14 protein-coding genes are annotated in these 20,131 nt (G+C 69.6%); 10 read left to right on the forward strand and 4 right to left on the reverse strand.

The features are described from left to right. Window positions 1-10: 10 nt before the first annotated feature. The 6 genes from K5L01_RS08815 (at window position 11) to K5L01_RS08840 (ending at window position 8,635) form a co-directional block, all read left to right on the forward strand. The gene (locus K5L01_RS08815) at window positions 11-2,200 is read left to right on the forward strand and encodes a formylglycine-generating enzyme family protein (protein ID WP_250063961.1); all 2,190 of its coding nucleotides are present in this window, start codon (window positions 11-13) and stop codon (window positions 2,198-2,200) included. Beyond that, entirely contained in the window at window positions 2,197-4,056 is a 1,860-nt protein-coding gene (locus tag K5L01_RS08820) for a glycoside hydrolase family 127 protein (RefSeq protein ID WP_250063964.1), read from the forward strand. Before K5L01_RS08815 ends, K5L01_RS08820 begins: the two co-directional genes overlap by 4 nt. A 110-nt stretch (window positions 4,057-4,166) precedes the next feature. Further along, entirely contained in the window at window positions 4,167-5,354 is a 1,188-nt protein-coding gene (locus K5L01_RS08825; protein WP_250063965.1) for a CaiB/BaiF CoA transferase family protein, read from the forward strand. A 13-nt stretch (window positions 5,355-5,367) separates the two neighbouring features. Beyond that, the gene (locus tag K5L01_RS08830; RefSeq protein ID WP_250063967.1) at window positions 5,368-6,327 is read left to right on the forward strand and encodes a transaldolase; all 960 of its coding nucleotides are present in this window, start codon (window positions 5,368-5,370) and stop codon (window positions 6,325-6,327) included. Between the two features lie 10 nt (window positions 6,328-6,337). Next, complete coding sequence (locus tag K5L01_RS08835; protein ID WP_250063970.1) at window positions 6,338-7,183, forward strand: acid phosphatase; 846 nt, start codon at window positions 6,338-6,340, stop codon at window positions 7,181-7,183. Between the two features lie 363 nt (window positions 7,184-7,546). Further along, entirely contained in the window at window positions 7,547-8,635 is a 1,089-nt protein-coding gene (locus K5L01_RS08840) for a helix-turn-helix transcriptional regulator (RefSeq protein ID WP_250063972.1), read from the forward strand. Between the two features lie 54 nt (window positions 8,636-8,689). On the opposite strand, the gene bla is transcribed toward K5L01_RS08840, so the two are convergent. Both bla and K5L01_RS08850 read right to left on the reverse strand, forming a co-directional pair. Then, window positions 8,690-9,724: a class A beta-lactamase gene (gene bla / locus K5L01_RS08845; protein ID WP_250063974.1), complete on the reverse strand. Its 1,035-nt coding sequence runs from the start codon at window positions 9,722-9,724 to the stop codon at window positions 8,690-8,692. Between the two features lie 65 nt (window positions 9,725-9,789). Continuing rightward, complete coding sequence (locus K5L01_RS08850) at window positions 9,790-12,468, reverse strand: TonB-dependent receptor domain-containing protein (RefSeq protein ID WP_250063976.1); 2,679 nt, start codon at window positions 12,466-12,468, stop codon at window positions 9,790-9,792. A 1,153-nt stretch (window positions 12,469-13,621) separates the two neighbouring features. Here K5L01_RS08850 and K5L01_RS08855 point away from each other — a divergent pair. The 4 genes from K5L01_RS08855 (at window position 13,622) to K5L01_RS08870 (ending at window position 17,934) form a co-directional block, all read left to right on the forward strand. Then, window positions 13,622-16,000: a ribonucleoside-diphosphate reductase subunit alpha gene (locus tag K5L01_RS08855; protein ID WP_250063978.1), complete on the forward strand. Its 2,379-nt coding sequence runs from the start codon at window positions 13,622-13,624 to the stop codon at window positions 15,998-16,000. Between the two features lie 99 nt (window positions 16,001-16,099). Next, a complete protein-coding gene (locus K5L01_RS08860; RefSeq protein WP_250063980.1) occupies window positions 16,100-17,140 on the forward strand; it encodes a ribonucleotide-diphosphate reductase subunit beta in 1,041 nt (346 codons plus the stop codon). 25 nt (window positions 17,141-17,165) lie between these two features. Next, entirely contained in the window at window positions 17,166-17,633 is a 468-nt protein-coding gene (locus K5L01_RS08865) for a flavodoxin (RefSeq protein WP_250064157.1), read from the forward strand. After that, entirely contained in the window at window positions 17,605-17,934 is a 330-nt protein-coding gene (locus K5L01_RS08870) for a thioredoxin family protein (RefSeq protein WP_250063982.1), read from the forward strand. Before K5L01_RS08865 ends, K5L01_RS08870 begins: the two co-directional genes overlap by 29 nt. Before the next feature lie 153 nt (window positions 17,935-18,087). Here K5L01_RS08870 and K5L01_RS08875 read toward each other — a convergent pair whose 3' ends face one another. Both K5L01_RS08875 and K5L01_RS08880 read right to left on the reverse strand, forming a co-directional pair. Then, window positions 18,088-19,809, reverse strand: a complete 1,722-nt coding sequence (locus K5L01_RS08875; RefSeq protein ID WP_250063984.1) for a cation acetate symporter — start codon at window positions 19,807-19,809, stop codon at window positions 18,088-18,090. Continuing rightward, complete coding sequence (locus K5L01_RS08880; RefSeq protein ID WP_250063986.1) at window positions 19,806-20,123, reverse strand: DUF485 domain-containing protein; 318 nt, start codon at window positions 20,121-20,123, stop codon at window positions 19,806-19,808. Before K5L01_RS08880 ends, K5L01_RS08875 begins: the two co-directional genes overlap by 4 nt. Window positions 20,124-20,131 lie beyond the last annotated feature (8 nt).

The raw sequence follows: 20,131 nt of genomic DNA on the forward strand, positions 1-20,131 counted from the left end.
GATGAATGCCATGACCACGCCCTACACCACGCCCGACTACGACAACGAAGCCGCCGACCGCGGGCGCGAGGCGATCCGCACCGAATACAAGTTCTCGCACGTCACCACCGGCCGCTACCTGCCCACCCCGGGCAAGGCACCGGCATGGCCGTTCGCCGACATCGGCAGCTGGATGATCGACGCCAACGCCAGCGCCGCGGACTGGCTGACCGAGCTCAAGGACTGGCGCCGCGAACACCTGGTGCGCATCGGCTACACCGACGTGAACTACCGGCGCCCGGAACTGCAGTGGGCGCAGCGCAACTTCGTGCACGCACAGATGATGGTCGAGGACCGCTATTTCTTCGACGTCGAGACCGCGCAGTACACCGTCGACAAGTACCTGGACGACCTGATCGAACGCTTCGGCGGCATCGACTCGGTGCTGATCTGGTACATCTACCCGAACATCGGCATCGACGACCGCAACCAGTTCGACCTGGCCCACACCCTGCCCGGCGGCCTGGACGGGCTGAAGACCGCGGTGCAGGCGTTCCAGAAGCGCGGCGTGCGGGTGTTCCTGCCGGCCAAGCCGTGGGACCACGGCACCCGCGATCCGGGCGTGACGCACTGGGACGGCATGGCGCAGATCATCAAGGCGACCGGCGCCGACGGCATCAACGGCGACACCTTCAACGGCGTGCCGCGCGCGTTCTTCGACGCCTGCGACGCCAACGGCAACCCGGTGGTGGTGCAGCCCGAGTCCACCATCAGCTCGGAAGAGCAGCTGATCTGGAACGTGCAGAGCTGGGGCAAGAAGGCGCCGGACGGCCCGGTGCCGCCGGTCTCCAAGTGGAAGTGGCTGGAGCCGCGCCACATGGTCAACTACGAGAACCGCTGGGGCCGCAACCGCAACCACGACCTGCAGTACTGCTTCTTCAACGGCATCGGCTACAACGCCTGGGAGAACATCTGGGGCATCTGGAACCCGTTCACCGCGCGCGATGGCGAAGCCCTGCGCCGCATCGCCGCGATCTACCGCCAGTTCCCGCAGCTGGTAGTGTCGATGGACTGGGAGCCGTACCAGGTCTGCTACCAGGGCGGCATCTTCGCCAGCCGGTTCCCGGCTGACGGCCTGTGCCTGCACACCTTCGTCAACCGCAACGAATACGCGGTCGACGGCGAGCAGATCGGCCTGCCGCATGTGGATGGCACGCGCTACTACGACGTGTGGCACGGCGTGCCGCTGACGCCGGTGGTGCGCGACGGCCTGGCCATCATCGAACTGCCGATGGAAGCGCGCGGCTTCGGCGCGGTACTGAGCGTGCAGCCCGGCGTCGCGGTCGACAGCCTGAACGGCTTCCTCGCCGCGGCCGCCGCACGCGCCGAGCGGCCGCTCAACAGCTTCTCCGCCGCCTGGAAGGCCTCGCCGCAGCAGCTGCGCGCGATCCCCGCCACCGCACCGCAGGCCAGCGCCCCGGCCGGCATGGTCACCGTTCCGGCCGGCGAATTCGTGTTCGCCGTCGGCGGCATCGAGATCGAAGGCTTCAACTGGGCCGGGCAGGACGTGCAGTTCCCCTGGGAGGACTGCCCGCGCCGGCACCACCGCAAGCGGATGCAGATGGCCGCGTTCCATATCGACCGCCATCCGGTCACCAACGCGCAGTTCAAGGCCTTCATCGACGCCACCGGCTACCGGCCGGACGACGACATCAACTTCCTCGCCCACTGGGTGGACGGCGCGCCGCGCACCGGCTGGGACAACAAGCCGGTGGTCTGGGTATCGCTGGAGGACGCCCGCGCCTATGCCGCCTGGGCCGGCAAGCGCCTGCCGCACGAATGGGAATGGCAGTACGCCGCGCAGGGTGGCGACGGCCGCCTGTATCCCTGGGGCGACGACTGGGACGAAACCCGGGTGCCGCGCGTGAACCGCGGCCGCCGCGTGCTCGCGCCCGACGACGTCGATGCGCACCCGCGGGGCGCCAGCCCGTTCGGCGTGGAGGACCTGGTCGGCAACGTCTGGCAGTGGACCGACGAGCACTTCGACGCGCATACCCGCGCGGCGATCCTGCGCGGCGGCTCCAGCTACCAGCCGCAGACCTCGCACTGGTACTTCCCGCAGGCCTACCGCCTGGACCAGCACGGCAAGTACCTGCTGATGGCGCCGGCCAAGGACCGCAGCGGCATGCTCGGTTTCCGCTGCGTGGTGGACGCGGCATGACCGCGGCCATCGCCAGCGGTCAGCTGCTGGTCGCCCCGGCGGCGGTACGCCTCGACGGCGTGTTCGGGCAGATGCTCGCGGCCAACCGCGGCGGCCGCCTGAGCCACTTCATCGTCGACGAGGACAGCCCGTCGATCAGCATCTTCGGCCAGGCCCACAAGCAGCAGAACCAGGAAGGCGACTGGTACGGCGAACACGCCGGCAAATGGCTCTCGGCCACGGCGCGTGCCGTGGCCCAGGGCGGCCAGGCGGAACTGGAGGCGAACCTGCGCCGCGTCGCCGACTGGCTGATCAGCCAGCAGGACGACGACGGCTACCTCGGCAACTACGCCGCCGACCGCCGCTTCACCGTGCCGCAGCCGCCAAGACCGGAGAGCTGGAACGGCGAACCGGCGCTGCGCACCTGGGACATCTGGACCCACAGCTACCTGATCCTCGGTTTCCTGGAGACCTGGCGGGCGCTGGGCGAGGACCGCTACCTGCAGGCCGCACGGCGCATCGCCGACCTGTGCTGGCAGGCGCTGGACGCCGGCATCGACATCACCACCCTGGGCAACCACCACGGCATGTCGGCCACGGTGCTGCTGGATCCGGCCGCCGACCTGTACCTGGCCACCGGCGAGCCGCGCTACCTGGCGCTGGCCGAGACCATCCTGCGGCAGGCCAACGCCAATCCGCGCCTGGCCCTGCTCGACCAGGCGCTGGCCGGCGAGGACGCCGCGTTCATCGCCACCGGCAAGGCCTACCAGCTGTCATGGAACCTGGTCGGCCTGGCCAAGCTCTACAAGGCCACCGGCAAGGCCGACTACCGGCAGGCCGTGGACACCCTGTGGAACAGCATCCGCGAGCGCCACCTGACCCTGGGCGGCGGCCCGTGGGGCGGCGTCGCGCACCGCTCGCGCGAGGTGTTCAACGCGCCCGGCAGCTTCTTCCCGCAGGCCTATGTCGAGACCTGCTCGGTGCTGGCGTGGATGCAGCTCAACCGCGAGCTGCTGGCCATCACCGGCCACGCGCGCTATGCCGGGGAACTGGAGCGCACCGCCTACAACGACCTGCTGGCGGCGATGGCACCCAACGGCGAGGACTGGTGCTACTACACCTTCCCCAACGGCAAGCGCGTGCACACCACCTACTGGCGCTGCTGCAAGTCCTCCGGCGCGATGGCGGTGGAGGAACTGCCGCAGGTCGCCTACGGCGTCGCCGCCGACGGTGGCCTGCGGGTCAACCTGTACGGCGCCGGCGAGGCCACGCTGCCCCATGCCGGCGCCGGCGAGGTGGTGCTGCGGCAGCAGACCCGCTATCCGTTCGACGGGCAGGTGACCCTGCACGTGTCGCCCGCGCGCAGCGCCACGTTCAGCGTGGGCCTGCGGATCCCGGCCTGGGCCGAGGAAGCGCGCATCCGGGTCAACGGCACCGAGGTGCCGGTGCAGGCCGGCGAGGACGGCTTCGTGCAGGTCCTCCGCGAATGGACGGACGGCGACCAGGTCATCCTGCAGCTGCCGATGCGGCCACGGCTGCACCATGCCGCCAACGTCAACGTGCAGGAATCGCGCGCCCCGGACGGGTCGCCGGTGGCGCAGGAAGTGCTGCGTTGGGAGTACGTGGGCCTCAGCTACGGCCCGCTGGTCTACGCCACGCCGCTGATCGACGGCTTCAAGACCGACGAGACGGTGCGGCTGCCGGCCGGCGATCCGGCCACGTGGCTGCAGGTCGGCCCGGACCACGGCGAGGGCGCGGCGGTGACGATGCGCCTGGACTGCCGCGCGCCGCTGGTGTTCGAACCGTACTACCGCTGCGGTGGCCGTGAGCATGGCGCCTGGCGCCTGACCTGGCTGTCGCTGGCCCCCCGGCCGTGACCGCCCGCATCTCCCATTCAGCGTTTTAGGTCCTCGCTGAAAGTACCCGCACGCTATGTTTCTTCCCGGAGGCGCGGAGGAAACTGCAGACAAGGAATCGAGCGCACCCCATGTCAGGAAGCCACCCCCCTTCTCCCTTCGATATCGCCCGCCGCGACGGGGCCCCCGGCCCGCTCAGCGGCGTGCGCGTGCTCGACCTCAGTGCCTACATCGCCGGGCCCTACGGCTGCACGCTGCTGGCCGACCAGGGTGCCGAGGTGATCAAGGTGGAGCCGCCGAGCGGCGACAACCTGCGCAAGTACCCGTCCACCCTGGAAGCGGAAAGCCGCGCCTTCCTCGGCGTCAACCGCTCCAAGCGCGGCGTGGTGCTGGACCTGAAGCAGGCCGACCAGCGCGCGCTGCTGATGCGGCTGGTGCGCGGCGCCGACGTGCTGGTGCACAACTTCCGCCCCGGGGTGCCGGCGCGGCTGGGCATCGACTTCGAGAGCCTGAACCGGATCAACCCGCGGCTGGTGTACTGCGCCGTCACCGGCTACGGCGAGAGCGGTCCGTTGCGCGACAAGGCCGGCTACGACCAGGTGCTGCAGACCATGACCGGCATGTGCGCGATGCAGGGCAAGCCCGGCGGCGCGCCGGAGATCCTGTACGGCTCGGTGGTGGACTACTACGCGGCGGCGCTGGTGGCCGCCGGCGTGTCCTCGGCGCTGTTCGAGCGCGAGCGCAGCGGCGAGGGCCAGTACGTCGGCGTGTCGCTGCTGCGCAGCGCGCTGACCATGCAGTCGGCGCGGATGATCTGGGCCGAGGGCGAGCCGGAAGGCGTGGGCCGCGACATGCGCTCGGGAGGCGTCACCGGCATCCACCCCACCGCCGACGGCTGGCTGTACATCTCGGCCAACACGCCGCACTTCTGGACCGCGCTGTGCGAGAAGACCGGCCTGGCCGAGCTGGCCGGCGACCCGCGCTACGACAGCGTGCGCAAGCGGGCCGAGCATTCGGCCGAACTGCTGGCGCGGCTGCATGCCGCGCTGGCCGCACGCAGTGCGCTGGAGTGGGAGGCGCTGTTCGGCGAGGACGTGCCCTGCGCCGCGGCGCGCAAGGTGGAAGACATGTTCGCCCACCCGCAGGTGCAGGCCGAGGACATGATCGCCACCCTGGCCCACCCCTTGCTGGGCAGCTACCGCGGCATCGCCCGCCCCATCGTGTTCGGGCGCACGCCCGGCCCACAGCCCTTCGCCGCCCCGGTGTTCGACCAGGACACCGATGCCGTGGCCGCCGCCGCGGCCGGCGACGGCCCCTGACCCGGAGGACCGCATGCCCCCCCTGTCCAAGCTCGCCCGACTGCGTGGCCTGTCCGTGGTGGTCGCCGACACCGGCGACTACGAGGCCATCCGGCGCCTGCGCCCGGTGGACTGCACCACCAACCCGACGCTGGTGAAGAAGGCCCTCGACCTGCCGGTCTATGCCGGCCTGATCGAGCGCGAGCTGCAGTGGGGCCGGGCCCAGCCCGGCGACCGCGACGATGTCGCCCGGGCCGTGGTCGACCGCCTGACCATCGGCGTGGGCGCGATGCTGGCCGGGCTGGTCCCGGGGCGCGTCTCCACCGAGGTCGATGCCGACCAGGCCCACGACAGCGCCGCGACCATCGCCAAGGCCCGCCAGTTCATCGCCCTGTACGAGGCGGCCGGCGTGCCGCGCGACAAGGTGCTGATCAAGATCGCCGCCACCTGGGCCGGCGTGCAGGCCACCCGCGTGCTGCAGGCCGAGGGCATCGACTGCAACCTGACCCTGATCTTCAACCCGACCCAGGCCCTGGCCTGCTCGGAAGCCGGCGCGTTCCTGATCTCGCCGTTCGTCGGCCGCATCCTCGACTGGTACGTGGCCAACGGCCAGGCGCCGGCCAGCATCGACGCCGACCCGGGCGTGGTGTTCGTGCGTGGCGTGTATGCCGAGTTCAAGCGCCGCGGCTCGGCCACGGTGGTGATGGGCGCCTCGTTCCGCTCCACCGCGCAGATCGAGGCGCTGGCCGGCTGCGACCGCCTGACCATCTCCCCGGACCTGCTGGAGAAGCTCGATGCCGACTTCGGCGAGCTGCCGCGCAAGCTGGTGCCCGGCGCCGCCGAAGCGGTGAGCGTGGCGCCCATCGACCAAGCCCGCTTCGATGCCGACCTGGCCGCCGACCCGATGGCCACCGAGAAGCTGGCCGCCGGCATCGACGCCTTCGCCCAGGACCTGAACACCCTGCGGCGGCACATCGCCGCGCGACTCGCCTGAGAGGACTGCCATGACCCTGCTGCGCTCACCGCTCGTCCCCCTGCTCGCCACCGGCCTGTGCCTGTTGGCCAGTGCCTGCGCCACGCCCGCGGCCACGGCCCGCGATGCGGTTCCCGAGATCCGTCCCGGGGTCGCCCGCGGCTACCTGGAGACCGCGCAGCTGCCGGACAGCATCGCCCTGCTACCGCCGCCGCCGGCCCCCGGATCGGCCGCGTTCGCGCTGGACGAACAGGTCAACCAGGCCCGCGCGCTGCGCGGCTCGCCGCGCTGGCAGCAGGCCATCGCCGACGCCAACCTGCAGTTCCCGGAAGCCGCCTCGATCTTCGCCTGTGCGATCGGCAGCCGCATCGACGAGGCCACCACGCCGCGCCTGTACGGCCTGCTGCGGCGTACCCGTACCGATGCCGCGGTGGTCAGCGACGCCGCCAAGGACCGCTACAACCGCACCCGCCCGTTCGTGGCCAACGGCGAGGCCACCTGCACCCCGGACAAGGAAGCCGGCCTCGCGCAGAACGGCTCGTACCCGTCGGGCCACACCTCGATCGGCTGGGCCTGGGCGCTGATCCTGGCCGAACTGGCGCCGGACCGCAGCGATGCGATCCTGGCCCGCGGCCGCAGTTACGGCGAGAGCCGCCTGGTCTGCAACGTGCACTGGCACAGCGACGTGCTGTCCGGCCGCTTCATGGGCTCGGCGGTGGTCGCGCGCCTGCACGGCGACCCGCGGTTCCGCCAGGACATGGACGCGGCGCGCTCCGAACTGGCCGCCGCCCGTCAGGCCACCGGCAGCACCCCGCCGGCCGGCTGCGATGCCGCCGCCGCCGCGCTGGCCCAGCCGCTGCCGGTCACCGCCTACTGACCACACCCCGGGTTCGGATACCGGTTGCTCTCTCCCCCTTCCGGTATCTCCGCGGCCGGACCGTCATGGTCCGGCCGCGGTTCTTTTGCCCCCTCGCCGCCGACCGCGGCAGCAGGCCGTTCCCCCGGCCGCCACGCCCCACGCCCGTTTCCGGCGCGGGCGATCCTTTCCGCTGAAACCGATGCCGTGCCCGCACTGGCCGCGGCCCGCGCATCCGCCCACACTGGACGATCCGTGCGATCGCCGCGGGTGCTGAATGCCCCGGCAGCCCGCCCGCACCCCTCTTGATGATCGCCGGGCGGTATTGCATCGTCTGTCACAGCACATCGCCATCGCATTCTTCACCGTAGGGAACGCCATACCATGTTGGTACGCGAACGGGACATTCCGATCGGCTTCGGTCCCAACCCTCTCGAGGCGCGGGCCGAGGCCCTCAAGGCGCTGGACATGCACTCGCTGTGGAACGCGTGTGTCGACCTGATCAGCTACTTCCTGCCCTGCCATTCGTGCACGCTGATGTACGACATCCACCATGGCTACCTGCCGCAGAAGGGCCTGCACTTCCTCGGCGAGATGCCCGAAGGCAGCGAACTGCCGGCGCGCAGCCTGGACGTGGCCGCGCCCTACCTTGCCAAGAACCCGCGCATCCACTGGTACACGCTGTCGCAGATCGCCTCCGACGATGCCGGCGCGCACCAGCGCCTGCAGGCGCAGAACCCGGCGCCGGGCTGGGAGGAATTCATCCACCTGGCGTTCTGGCGCGACGATGCGCTGGACGCGGTGCTCAGCATCCGCATGCGCCTAGGCCATGAACGGCTCAACGAGCTGCAGAACAGTTTCCTCGGCGAACTGCACCAGTTGATGGGCGCGGGGCTGCAGCGGGTGCACTCGCTGCAGAACGAGCGCCGCACGCTGTTCCAGTCGCTGCTCGAACGGCAGGTGCTGCCGGACATCATCCTGGACCACGAGCTGCACCCGATCAGCTTCTCGCCGGCGCTCCGCCAGCTGTGCGGGGAGTGGCTCAATTTCGACGACCGCCACGAGGTGCTGCCGGAGGCGATCGCGGTGCCGCTGCATACCTGGCTGACCCACGCCAACGAGCAGGGCATCGACAGCGGCCTGCAGCTGCGCCATCCCAGCCAGCCGGACATGGAGCTGCACATCACCCTGGAGGGCCAGCTGCTGGTGCACCCCGGGCAGCCGATGTACCTGCTGCGGATCGCCCGCTCGCCGGCGTCCACCGCACTGCGCGGGCCCAAGGCCTGGGTCAAGCTGTCGCCCAGCGAACGGCGGGTCGCGGAACTGGTGGTGCAGGGGCTGCGCAACGAGGAGATCGCCAACCACCTGGGGCGCTCGCGCAAGACCATCGAAAGCCAGATCAGTGCGATCTACCGCAAGCTCGATGTCGGCCATCGGGCGCAGCTGGTCCGCCTGCTCAGCCCGGTGTGCTGAGCAGGCGGATCTGCCGGGGGCCGTCGCCCCAGGGGGGAGGACAGGACCTGGCGGTTACGGAACGAACAGGAAGTAGTCGTGCGCGGCGCGCGCGAGCTGGGCGATGGCCGCATCGCGGTCCTCGCTGCTGGCGCGCGATTCGACGAACACCGTGACGATGGCGTGGCCGCGGTCGCCCGGCAGGGTGATCACGCCGACGTCGTTGATCACGTCGCCCACGGTGCCGGTCTTGTGCGCCACCGGGGTGCGCTTGGGCAGCATGCCGCGCAGGCGCGCGTTCCCGGTGCGGGTGTCGAGCATGATGTCCTGCAGGACCTGCACGCTGTCCTTGCTCAGTACGTCGCCGGTCCAGACCTTCTGCAGCAGGGTGGCCATCGCCCGCGAGGAGCTGGTGTCGCGCGGGTCGGCGTTCCAGGCATCGGCATGGCTGCGGCGCTGCTGTTCGCTGCGCTCGCTGCGCGACAGCTCGCCGTAGGCCTGCGGCCCCATCGGCGCGGCCTGCGAGGCGCTGTTGCCGCGGTAGTTGGCCAGCAGCTCCCAGATGTAGCGGTCCACGCGCATGCCGCTGACGCCCAGCGCCTGCATGCGGGCATTGACCGCGTCGGTGCCGCCGCCCAGGCGGATCAGGATGTCGGTGGCGTTGTTGTCGCTGACGGTGATCATCATGTGCAGCAGGTCGCGCACGGTGATGGCCGAGCCGGCGCTCAGGTGCAGGTCCATCGGACCGCCCATTTCCGGATAGACGTCGTCGGCGCCCAGGGTGACCTGCTGCTGCAGGGCGAGCTTGCCTTCGTCCACCAGCTTCAGGATGTGCACGGCCACCGGCACCTTGACGGTGCTGGCCATCGGGAACGCACGGTCGGCATTGACGTGCACGCTGCGGCCGCTCTCCAGGTGCACGATGGTCGCACCGAGTTCGCCGGGCAGCAGCGCGGCCAGGCGCTGGGCCTCGGCCTGCAGCGGTGCCGGCGCGGTCGCCGGTGCGCGGGCCATGGCCACGGCGGGCGCCAGGCCGCAGGCCAGCAGCGAGGCCGCGACGAGCACGCGCAGGCGCAGGGGGGAACGGTGGCGGGTGTGGGGTTTGGACATCGTTGGATCCTCGTGTAGCGGAAAGAACGGCGCCGGGTCCTGCCCGGACCCGGCGCCGTCATGACTCAGAAGCGCATGCGCGCGCCCAGGGTGTAGTAGCGGCCGACCACATCGTAGTACGGCGAACCCACCGCGCCGAGCGGCGACTTCTTGTCGAACAGGTTGCTGATGTCGGCGTAGATCTCCAGCTCGTTGTCGCCGGACAGCGGGATGCGGGCCTTGCCGCCGACGTCCCAGTACATGTACGACCCGATGTTGCCGTTGGTCAGCACCAGCTGGTTGTTGTACACGCCCGGGGAGATGTAGCGGGCCCGGGCATGCGCCGCGTAGCGGTCGCCGCGCCAGCCGAAGCTGGCGTTGCCGCGCCAGCGCGGGACACCCGCACCGCCGGTCAGGCCCTGCGACTTCACGTACTCGAAGTCGTTCTTGCCGTCGAAGGTGGTCAGGCTGTCGATCCAGGTCGCCAGCACGCGGGTATGGAAGGTACCCGGCATCGACGGGAACAGCTTCGACGCCGGCAGCGTGTAGAGCAGGTCCAGGTCGACGCCGTTGGTGCGGTACTCGGCCAGGTTGACGTAGTTGGACTTGATCTGCTCGATGTCGCCGTTGGCGTCGCGCTCGATGCGGTTGCACATCGCCTGGTTGCCGGCGATGCAGCGCAGCACCGTTTCCTGTGCCGAGACCTGGGTGATGACGTCCTTGATCTCGATGTCGAAGTAGTCCAGCGACATGATCAGGCCCGGGATGCTGGCCGGCGCCCAGGTGAAGCCCGCGGTCAGGGTGTCGGCCCTCTCCGGGGTCAGCAGCGGGTTGCCGCCGCCGATGATCAGCGCATTGATCGAGCTGCCGGTCAGCGGATCGCTGATCGTGGACCAGCCGGTGGTGCTGGTGGTGTACATCTCCGACAGGTTGGCCGAGCGGATGTCGCGCGACCGGGTGAAGCGGCCACGGAAGCCGTCGAAGAACTCGTTGGTCAGGCCGTACTTCCACGACCAGATCGAGCCGGAGCTGTCGTAGTCGCTGAAGCGCGCGGCGGCGTTGATCTGCAGGTCGCGCAGCGCGGTGACGTCGCGCAGCAGCGGCGCGGCGACCTCGGCGAACGCCTCGCGCACGGTGAAGCTGCCCGACATCGGCGACGAGCTCCAGGTGGTGAAGGCCTTCGCCAAGTCCTGGGCGCCGACCTTCTGGTCGATCTGCTCCTTGCGCGCTTCCAGACCGACCGCCACCGACACCTCGCCGGCGGGCAGCGAGAACGGTTCGCCGCGCAGGTCGATGCCGGCCGCATCGAGCTTGTTCTTGGTCATGCGGCGCGGGGTGCCGGTGACGTAGGCCGCGGCCTCGGCCGACGGCGAACCGTGGCCGAACAGGTTGATCGGCACGCAGCCGGAGTTGGGGTTGGTCAGGGTCACGCGGCACACCGCCTTGCCGGTGGCCGGGTCGATCACCGCATCGACCGCGTCGCGGTAGTTGGCGGTGAGCAGGAAGCCCGGCGCCTCCAGGTCGTACTGGTTCTCGCCGTGGCTGTAGTAGCCACCCCAGCGCCAGTTGTCGCCGACCACGCCGTCCAGGGCCACCGTGAACTGGGTCGAGCGGCGGTCGTAGTCGACGTCGGGGAAGGCGAAATCGCTGTTGAAACGGCCCATGCTGAAGCTGGTCTCGCCGGCCGCCACCAGGGTGTCGCGCACCGCCTGCGGCAGGAACGCGTTGTCCACGTTCATGGTCAGGCTGCCGCGGTTGTGGTCGCCGAACCACGGGAACTTGTTCCAGCTGCGCGAATGGCGCACGTCCACGGTCAGGCCGACATCGTCGGTGAGGTTCCACGACAGCCGCGCCATTGCGTTGTAGCGGCGCTGCGGGGTCACCAGCGAGTTGATGTCCTCGTTGTTCGGGCTTTCACCGCCCTGGATCAGCGAATTGCCGTTGTAGCCGGCGAAGGGACGCAGGCTGCCGTCCGGATTGAACGCCTGCCCGGCCAGCACGCCGCTGGTGATCAGGCCGCCGATCGCGGCGTTGCCGTAACCGACGTCGCCATGCATGGTGTAGGTGCCGTCGCCGTTGGACAGCTGCGCGGTGCGGCCCAGCCAGGAGCGCGAGGTCTTCGGGATCACACCGTCGCTGTTGAGCATCTCGCCGCCGATCACCACGTGGCCGCGGCCCTGGGCGATCTCGAAGCCGGTGGCCGCCGAGACGTACTGCTTCTGGTTGTCCGAACGCGAGGACACGCCGCCCTGGACGTCGATCTTGGTGCCGACCAGCTGGCTGTCCAGCTGCACGTTGACCACGCCGCTGACCGCGCCCGAGCCCCAGGCCGCGGAGGCGCCGCCGGTCACCACGTCCACGCCGCTGATCAGGATCGAGGGGATGCTCGCCAGGTCGTTGTCGCTGGAGAACCGGCGGCCGTCCAGCAGCACCAGGGTGCGGCTGAGGCCGAGGCCACGCAGGTCCACCGGTGCGCGCGCGGCGTCGACGCCGGTGGTGTGGGTCTGCGGCGACATCGTGCCGCGGAACTGCGGCAGGTCGTTGAGCGCGGCGGCGACGTTGTTGTGGGTGGACAGCTGCAGATCCTCCGGCGTCACCTTGACGGTGGGCGTCGGCGCGTTGAAGCCGGGGCGATCGATGCGCGAGCCCGATGCGGTGACATTGACGCTGGAGATCTCCACCACCTTCTCGTCATCGGCGTTCTTTTCCTGCGCGTACGCGGCATGGGACAGGCCCACCATGCTCAGCGTAATTGCCGTGGACAATGCGGTTCTTGCGATACGGCACGACATACGGTTCCCCACGATTGGACTGGACGAAACGGGTGCCGCCGACATGGCGGAGCGACCCTTCGACCGCATCTTAGGAAGCCGCTTCGCGGTTCCGCATCAGGGGAAACCCCCAGTGCCGATGCCGCACTGCGGCAATTCCGGCCCCCGCCGACGGCCCCCGCGCAGGCCGTCGGTGGCCCCGCGGCGGCAACGACTTCGACCGCTGCACCGTGCGCGACGGACGCAAGCGCCTGTCCGGTTTCCACAACGCCGGCCACCGGCCGGACATGCACGCACGCGCTGTACGCCACCGCGAAAAGCACCCGCCCGCGCACCGACGCCGGCATGTACCGCCACGGCTACGCGGTGGACTACGAAGGGGTGGACGACGTCCGCGCCGCACGGCCCGACGCCCTCGCCCGGTGCCATGCCCACCGCACCTTCCGCCCCCAGGAATTTCCGGGCAGCAACCCGTCGTCCAAGGAAGACAACGATGTCGGCATCCGCGGTGCGCGGGGACGGCTCGACTGCAGCCTGAACTGCAACTACGGACGCGACCGCTATCGGTTCACCAGCGACCCGCCCACCGTCGACGGCGGCATCCACGGCGGGAGCGGCATCCGCGGGCAGGGCGAGCGCGACGAGCCCGACGCCGTGCCGGAACCGGCGCGCCGGGCATACGGGCCGGCGGACCCCTTCGCGTCGGCGCGCCCGTCGGCCTCCAGCGGCGCCACGCCACGGGCTCCGGCACGGCGCGGCCACCCACCCCCGGCCCTGTGCCCGCGCACCTGCCGGCGGCGGCACGGCATGCCCGGCACCGCGACCACATGTTTACAACATGTTGTGTTGACCATGCGCCACATACCCACTATGTTGTGCCCACTCCTCCCGGTCAGCCGCCGCCGCCGGACGCAGCAGTACACGTCCCGCGGCCCGCCCTCCAAGCCAGCCGTGTCGACGCGGCCGCCATCGCGCGGACCCTGTTCGTCGCCCACGGCCCGGCTACCGGCCGCAGGCGCAGGCGCATGCCGACGACCCGGTGTTCCCACGCCCTGGCATCCCCCCGAACGCCCTGCGCACCGGTACCGCGTGCGGGGCCGCCACGGCATCGGCGCCGCCGCGCGCGCGAGCCTGGAGATGCAGCCCCATGACCGACACGCCCCTGCACACCGCCGATGTGGCCGGTGCAATAGACGCCCTGCGCAGCAGCGGGGAATGCGTCCCGACCTGGATCACCAAGGAGGCCGGCAACCGGCGCCTGGCCTTCGACGCCCAGCGCCTGCAGCGCAGCATCGACGCCGTCCATGCCGAGTTCCCGCAGCTGGACGCGGACGACTACCGGCGCGTGGTGCAGGCGATGGTCGAGCGCAAGCCGAGCCTCAGCGCCGACGACCTGGTCGACCTGCTGATCCGCGAGGCCGAATCGCGCGTGGACCTGGTCGCGCCGGAATGGGAGCAGTTCGCCGCGCGGCTGTACCTGCGCCGCCTGTACAAGCGCGCCAGCCGCAACCGCTTCTACGACGTCGGCCTGAAGTACGGCTCGTACGTGGGGTTGCAGGAGAGCCTGGCCGACCGCGGCATCTACAGCAACGACATCCTGCGCTGCTACTCCAAGGAGGAACTGCAGCGTGCCGGGGAGATGATCGACCCGGAACGCGACCGCCTGTTCGCCTACAACGGCCTGTACCTGCTGGCCACCCGCTACCTCGCCAGCGACGGCAGCCGCGAGGTCTACGAGCTGCCGCAGGAGCGCTGGCTGACCATCGCGCTGTACCTGATGCAGGACGAGGGCGGCGCCGGCGAGAGCGGCCGCGCGCGGCGCATGCAGCTGGTCGGCGAGGCCTACTGGGCTCTGTCCAACCTGTACATGACGGTGGCCACGCCGACCCTGGCCAATGCCGGCAAGGTCGGCGGCCAGCTGTCCAGCTGCTTCATCGACACGGTGGACGACAGCCTGCAAGGCATCTACGACTCCAACACCGACATCGCGCGCGTCTCCAAGCACGGCGGCGGCGTCGGCGCCTACCTGGGCTATGTGCGCAGCAGCGGCGCGCCGATCCGCGGCGTGCCCAATTCCTCCGGCGGCGTGGTGCCGTGGATCAAGCAGCTCAACAACACCGCGGTGTCGGTCGACCAGCTCGGCCAGCGCAAGGGCGCGGTGGCGGTGTACCTGGACATCTGGCACCGCGACATCGAGGCCTTCCTGGACCTGCGCCTGAACAACGGCGACCAGCGCCTGCGCGCGCACGACGTGTTCACTTCGGTGTGCGTGCCGGACCTGTTCATGGAAGCGGTCGAGCGCCGCGCCGACTGGTACCTGTTCGACCCGCACGAGGTGAAGCAGGCCAAGGGCTGGTACCTGCAGGACTTCTACGACGAGCAGCGCGGCTCGGGCAGCTTCCGCGACCGCTATGCCGAGCTGGTCGCCGACGAGCGCATCAGCCGCCGCACGGTGAAGGCCATCGACCTGTTCAAGCGGATCATGCTCAGCCAGCTGGAGACCGGCAACCCGTTCCTGTTCTACCGCGACGAGGTCAACCGCCGGAACCCGAACAAGCACGCGGGCATGGTCTATTCCAGCAACCTGTGCACCGAGATCCTGCAGAACATGAGCCCGACGCGGATGATCCAGGAGATCGTCAGCGGCGACCAGATCGTCACCACCCGCCGCGCGGGCGATTTCGTGGTCTGCAACCTGTCCTCGATCAACCTCGGCCGGGCGATCAGCGCACCGGACGACCTGCTGGCCACGGATGTGCTGGAGCGCCTGATCCCGATCCAGGTGCGCATGCTCGACAACGTGATCGACCTCAATGCGCTGCCGGTGCCGCAGGCCACCATCACCAACCGCAAGTACCGCGCCATCGGCCTGGGCACCTTCGGCTGGCACCACCTGCTGGCGCAGCAGGCGATCCAGTGGGAATCGCCGGACGCCGAGCAGCTGGCCGACCGCCTGTACGAGCGCATCAACTTCCTGACCATCCAGGCCAGCGCGCAGCTGGCGAAGGAGAAGGGCCGCTACCCGATGTTCGCCGGCAGCGACTGGCACACCGGCCGCTACTTCCGCGACCGCGACTACACCGGCGAGGCGTGGGACGGCCTGGCGCGCGAGGTGGCCACGCACGGCCTGCGCAACGGCTGGCTGCTGGCGGTGGCGCCGAACATGAGCACCGCGCAGATCGCCGGCTCCACCGCCTCCATCGACCCGATCTACAGCGCGTTCTACTACGAGGAAAAGAAGGATTTCCGGCGGCCGGTCGCCGCACCGGGTCTCTCACTGGAAACCTGGCCGTACTACGAGAAGGGCGCCTACAAGGTCGACCAGTTCGCCAGCGTGCGCCAGAACGCGCGCCGCCAGCGGCACGTCGACCAGGCGATCAGCTTCAACCTGTACGTGCCCAGCACCATCCGCGCCAGCACGCTGTTGGAGCTGCATCTGACGGCCTGGCGCGAAGGCCTGAAGACCACCTACTACGTGCGCTCCAACGACATCGACACCAGCGAATGCGAGTGGTGTTCCAGCTGACCGGAACGCCCATCCAAGGCCGGGCCGTGCTCGGCTCCGGTTGGAACGGCAGCCGAGCGCGGGCTCGGCTCTACACACGCAACACGAAGGCAGACGACCATGGCAACCCCGCTCGACCGCATCAAGATCCTCGAACCGCGCCACCCCAACCGCAGCACCGGCATCATCAACGGCCGCACGTCCGGGATCCTCAACTGGAACGACATCCCGTACCCGTCGTTCTACCGGGCCTACAAGGAACTCTCGACCAACTTCTGGATCCCCGACGAGGTGGACATGAAGGCCGACGCGCGCCAGTACGGCGAGCTGTCCGGGCGCGAGAAGAACGCCTACGACTCGATCATCGGCCTGCTGGCCACGCTCGACTCGCCGCAGACCCGCTTCATCTACAACGTCGCCGAGTACATCACCGACCCGGCCGCGCACGCCAACGCGGCGATCATCGGACAGCAGGAGGTCATCCACAACGAGAGCTACAGCTACGTGCTGGCCTCGATCACCGACCTGCCGAACCAGAACCGCATCTTCGAGATCGCCCGCACCCACCCGACCATCATCAAGCGCAACGCGCCGATCATGGGCGCGTATGACGACTTCATGCGCGAGAAGACCGCCGAGACGCTGCTGAAGTCGCTGATCCAGTCGTCCATCCTGGAAGGCATCAACTTCTATTCCGGCTTTGCGTACTTCTACAACCTGGTGCGGCAGAACCGCATGACCGGCACCGGCAAGATCATCAGCTTCATCAACCGCGACGAGCTGGCCCACACCAAGTTCATCAGCGAGCTGATCCGCGCCATCATCGGCGAGAACCCGGAGCTGCAGACCAACGAGCTGACCGCCTACGTGCACCAGGCGTTCGAGCACGCCATCGAGCTGGAGACCCAGTGGTCCTCGGAGGTGCTGGACGGCATCGACGGCATCGACGTGGAGGAAATGACACGTTACGTGAAGTACCGCGCCAACAAGATGGCCGGCATGCTCGGCATCGAGCGGCTGTACAGCGACACCACCGACAATGTGATGCCGTGGATCAAGGCCTATGCCGACAACTTCACCGAGACCAAGACCGATTTCTTCGAGATGCGCAACGCCAGCTACAAGAAGACCAATGTCGACAACGGCTTCGACGACCTCTGACCGGCCGCCGGCACTGGACATCCTGATGGTGGTGGCGTCGCTGAGCGGCAATACCCGTGAACTGGCGCGGCGGGTGGCCGCGCGCTGCCGCGACGCCGGCCATGCGGTGCACTGGTACGAGGCCGACGACCTGCGCCAGGCGCCACCGCTGGCCGCCGATGCGGCCGACCTCGTGCTGCTCGGCTGCTGGACCGACAACGCCGGGCGCACGCCGGCGGAGATGAAGGCCTGGGTGGCCGGCATCGCCGCGCGCGGCGAGCAGCCGCGGCAGCTGGCGGTGTTCGGCACCGGCGAGACGCAATGGGGCGCGGAGTACTACTGCGGCGCGGTGCACCGCCTGCTCCGCTACTTCCGCAGCGACTACCCGCCCCTGGAGATCGAGCAGATGCCGCACGGCGAACGCAACGCCGCGGCCATCGCCGCCTGGACCGACGCGGTACTGGCCCACTACCGGAGCAACACCGATGCAGATCATCGACGCCACCACGCCTGAGCAGTTCCGGCAGCTGCTGGCCGAGCACCCGCGGGTGCTGGTCGACTTCCACAAGGACCAGTGCCCGGGCTGCCGGATGCTGGCGCAGTCGCTGCAGCGCGTGGCCGGCGGCGCCGCCGGACAGGGCACCACGCTGCTGCGCGTGCAGCTGGAAGTGCTGGGCGAGGCCTTCTTCCGCGAGCTCGGGCTGCGGCAGACGCCGACGCTCGCGCTGTTCCGCGACGGCGACGAACGTACCCGGCTCCCCGGCTTCCAGTCGCCGCAGCAGATCGAGGCGGCCATCGCCCGCTTCCTCGCCTAGCCCGCGGCCCGGGCCGCACGGTGCCGGCCGGTACGCCGCGCGGGCACGGCCCGCCCGCGACCGCCGCCGGACCATGGCGCCCCGCCCATCATGGCCGGGCAGCGAGGGCCGTCCGTCGCCGGGCGGCCCTCGTCGCCTCCTGCCGGACCGCGGTCAGTGCTCGGCGGCCCGGCTCGCGCCGACTCCGGTCTCGGCACGCACCTGCTGCGCCGGATAGGCCGCGCGTTCGGCCTTCGCCCGCGCGCTCCGGTCCAGCACCGAGAACAGCCAGATGGCGGCGAACGCCAGGGTCATCGAGAACAGCGCCGGGCTGGTGTACGGGAACGGCGCGCTGCCGGCCGGATTGCCCAGCGTATCCACCCAGACCGACGGCGACAGCAGGGTCAGCAGCAGCGAGGAGGCCAGGCCCAGGAAACCGCCGATCACCGCGCCACGGGTCGTGCAGTCCTTCCACAGCAGCGACAGGATCAGCACCGGAAAGTTGGCCGAGGCGGCGATGGCGAAGGCCAGCGACACCATGAAAGCCACGTTCTGCTTCTCGAAGGCGATGCCCAGCAGCACCGCGATCACTCCCAGCACCACGGTGGTGATGCGCGACACCCGCAGCTCCGAGCCCGCCGGCGGCTTGCCCTTCATGATCATCGTCGCGTACAGGTCGTGCGATACCGCCGAGGCGCCGGAGAGCGTCAGGCCGGCGACCACCGCCAGGATCGTGGCGAAGGCCACCGCCGATATGAAGCCCATGAACAGGTTGCCGCCCACCGCCTTGCCGACCAGCACCGCGGCCATGTTCGGCCCGCCCTGGATGGTGCCGGTGAGCGGGTCGGCGTACTCGGGGTTGGTCAGCACCAGGGCGATGGCACCGAAGCCGATGATGAAGATCAGGATGTAGAAATAGCCGATCCAGGTGGTGGCCCAGAGCACCGACTTGCGCGCCTGCTTGGCATCGGGAACGGTGAAGAAGCGCATCAGGATGTGCGGCAGGCCGGCGGTGCCGAACATCAGCGCCATGCCGAAGGAGATCGCCGAGATCGGATCCTTGACGAACCCGCCCGGGCCCATGATCGACAGGCCCGCACTGGCCGCTTCCTCCGCGTTCTTTCCGCCATTGGCGGCGATCTGGGTCTTGACCCGGACCGCTTCGGAGAACAGCGCCTCGAAGCTGAAGTTGAAATGCCACATCACCATCAGCGCCATGAAGGTCACGCCGAACAGCAGCAGGCAGGCCTTGATGATCTGTACCCAGGTGGTGGCGGTCATGCCGCCGAACAGCACGTAGACCATCATCAGCACGCCGACCAGCAGCACCGCGACCCAGTAGTCCAGGCCGAACAGCAGCTTGATCAGCGCGCCGGCGCCGACCATCTGCGCGATCAGGTAGAACAGCACCACCACCAGCGTGCCGGACGCGGCGAACAGGCGGATCGGCTTCTGCGCGAAGCGGTAGCCGGCGACGTCGGCGAAGGTGAAGCGGCCCAGGTTGCGCAGCCGCTCGGCCATCAGGAAGGTCAGGATCGGCCAGCCCACCAGGAAGCCGATGGCGTAGATCAGGCCGTCGTAGCCGTTGGCCATCACCGCCGCGGTGATGCCCAGGAACGAGGCCGCCGACATGTAGTCGCCGGCGATCGCCAGGCCGTTCTGGAAGCCGGTGATGCCGCCGCCGGCGGTGTAGAAGTCCGACGCCGAACGGGTGCGCGCGGCCGCCCACTTGGTGATGCCCAGGGTGGCCAGCACGAAGGTGGCGAACATGGCGATCGCGGTCCAGTTGGTCGGCTGGCGCACGGTCTGGCCGAGGTCGCCGCCGGCCGCCAGGGCCGCGCCGCTGGTGGCCAGCAGGGCGAGCAGCGCGCCGCTGTACAGGACGGGGCGGGTCATCGGCTCTCCTCCACGATCTGCTGGGTCAACTGGTCGAACTCGCGGTTGGCGCGGCGCACGTACAGGCCGGTGATGAGGATGGTGAACACCATCAGCCCCAGCGCGATCGGAATGCCGAGCGTGGTGACCTTGCCGGCGGCGACCGGCGTGGCCAGGAACGCCTTGTCGAAGGCGATCAGGCCGATGTAGCCGTAGTAGGCCAGCAGCATGAGCACGGTCAGGGTCCAGCCGAGCCGGTTGCGGGCCGTGCGCAGGCGCCGGTAGGCCGGATGGGAGGCGATCCGCTCAACACGGGGATCGACGGAAGCATTCATCGGGATTC

Source organism: Stenotrophomonas mori (assembly GCF_023556335.1).
In the GTDB taxonomy this organism is placed as follows: domain Bacteria; phylum Pseudomonadota; class Gammaproteobacteria; order Xanthomonadales; family Xanthomonadaceae; genus Stenotrophomonas; species Stenotrophomonas mori.

Excerpts from the sequence above, each read along its gene's own strand:
- K5L01_RS08830 (WP_250063967.1), top strand. The coding sequence starts at position 5,368 with ATGCCCCCCCTGTCCAAGCTCGCCCGACTGCGTGGCCTGTCCGTGGTG.
- K5L01_RS08815 (WP_250063961.1), top strand. The coding sequence starts at position 11 with ATGACCACGCCCTACACCACGCCCGACTACGACAACGAAGCCGCCGAC.
- K5L01_RS08870 (WP_250063982.1), top strand. The coding sequence starts at position 17,605 with ATGCAGATCATCGACGCCACCACGCCTGAGCAGTTCCGGCAGCTGCTG.
- K5L01_RS08860 (WP_250063980.1), top strand. The coding sequence starts at position 16,100 with ATGGCAACCCCGCTCGACCGCATCAAGATCCTCGAACCGCGCCACCCC.
- K5L01_RS08865 (WP_250064157.1), top strand. The coding sequence starts at position 17,166 with ATGGTGGTGGCGTCGCTGAGCGGCAATACCCGTGAACTGGCGCGGCGG.
- K5L01_RS08820 (WP_250063964.1), top strand. The coding sequence starts at position 2,197 with ATGACCGCGGCCATCGCCAGCGGTCAGCTGCTGGTCGCCCCGGCGGCG.
- K5L01_RS08880 (WP_250063986.1), bottom strand. The coding sequence starts at position 20,123 with ATGAATGCTTCCGTCGATCCCCGTGTTGAGCGGATCGCCTCCCATCCG.
- K5L01_RS08855 (WP_250063978.1), top strand. The coding sequence starts at position 13,622 with ATGACCGACACGCCCCTGCACACCGCCGATGTGGCCGGTGCAATAGAC.
- K5L01_RS08875 (WP_250063984.1), bottom strand. The coding sequence starts at position 19,809 with ATGACCCGCCCCGTCCTGTACAGCGGCGCGCTGCTCGCCCTGCTGGCC.
- K5L01_RS08825 (WP_250063965.1), top strand. The coding sequence starts at position 4,167 with ATGTCAGGAAGCCACCCCCCTTCTCCCTTCGATATCGCCCGCCGCGAC.
- bla (WP_250063974.1), bottom strand. The coding sequence starts at position 9,724 with ATGTCCAAACCCCACACCCGCCACCGTTCCCCCCTGCGCCTGCGCGTG.
- K5L01_RS08835 (WP_250063970.1), top strand. The coding sequence starts at position 6,338 with ATGACCCTGCTGCGCTCACCGCTCGTCCCCCTGCTCGCCACCGGCCTG.
- K5L01_RS08840 (WP_250063972.1), top strand. The coding sequence starts at position 7,547 with ATGTTGGTACGCGAACGGGACATTCCGATCGGCTTCGGTCCCAACCCT.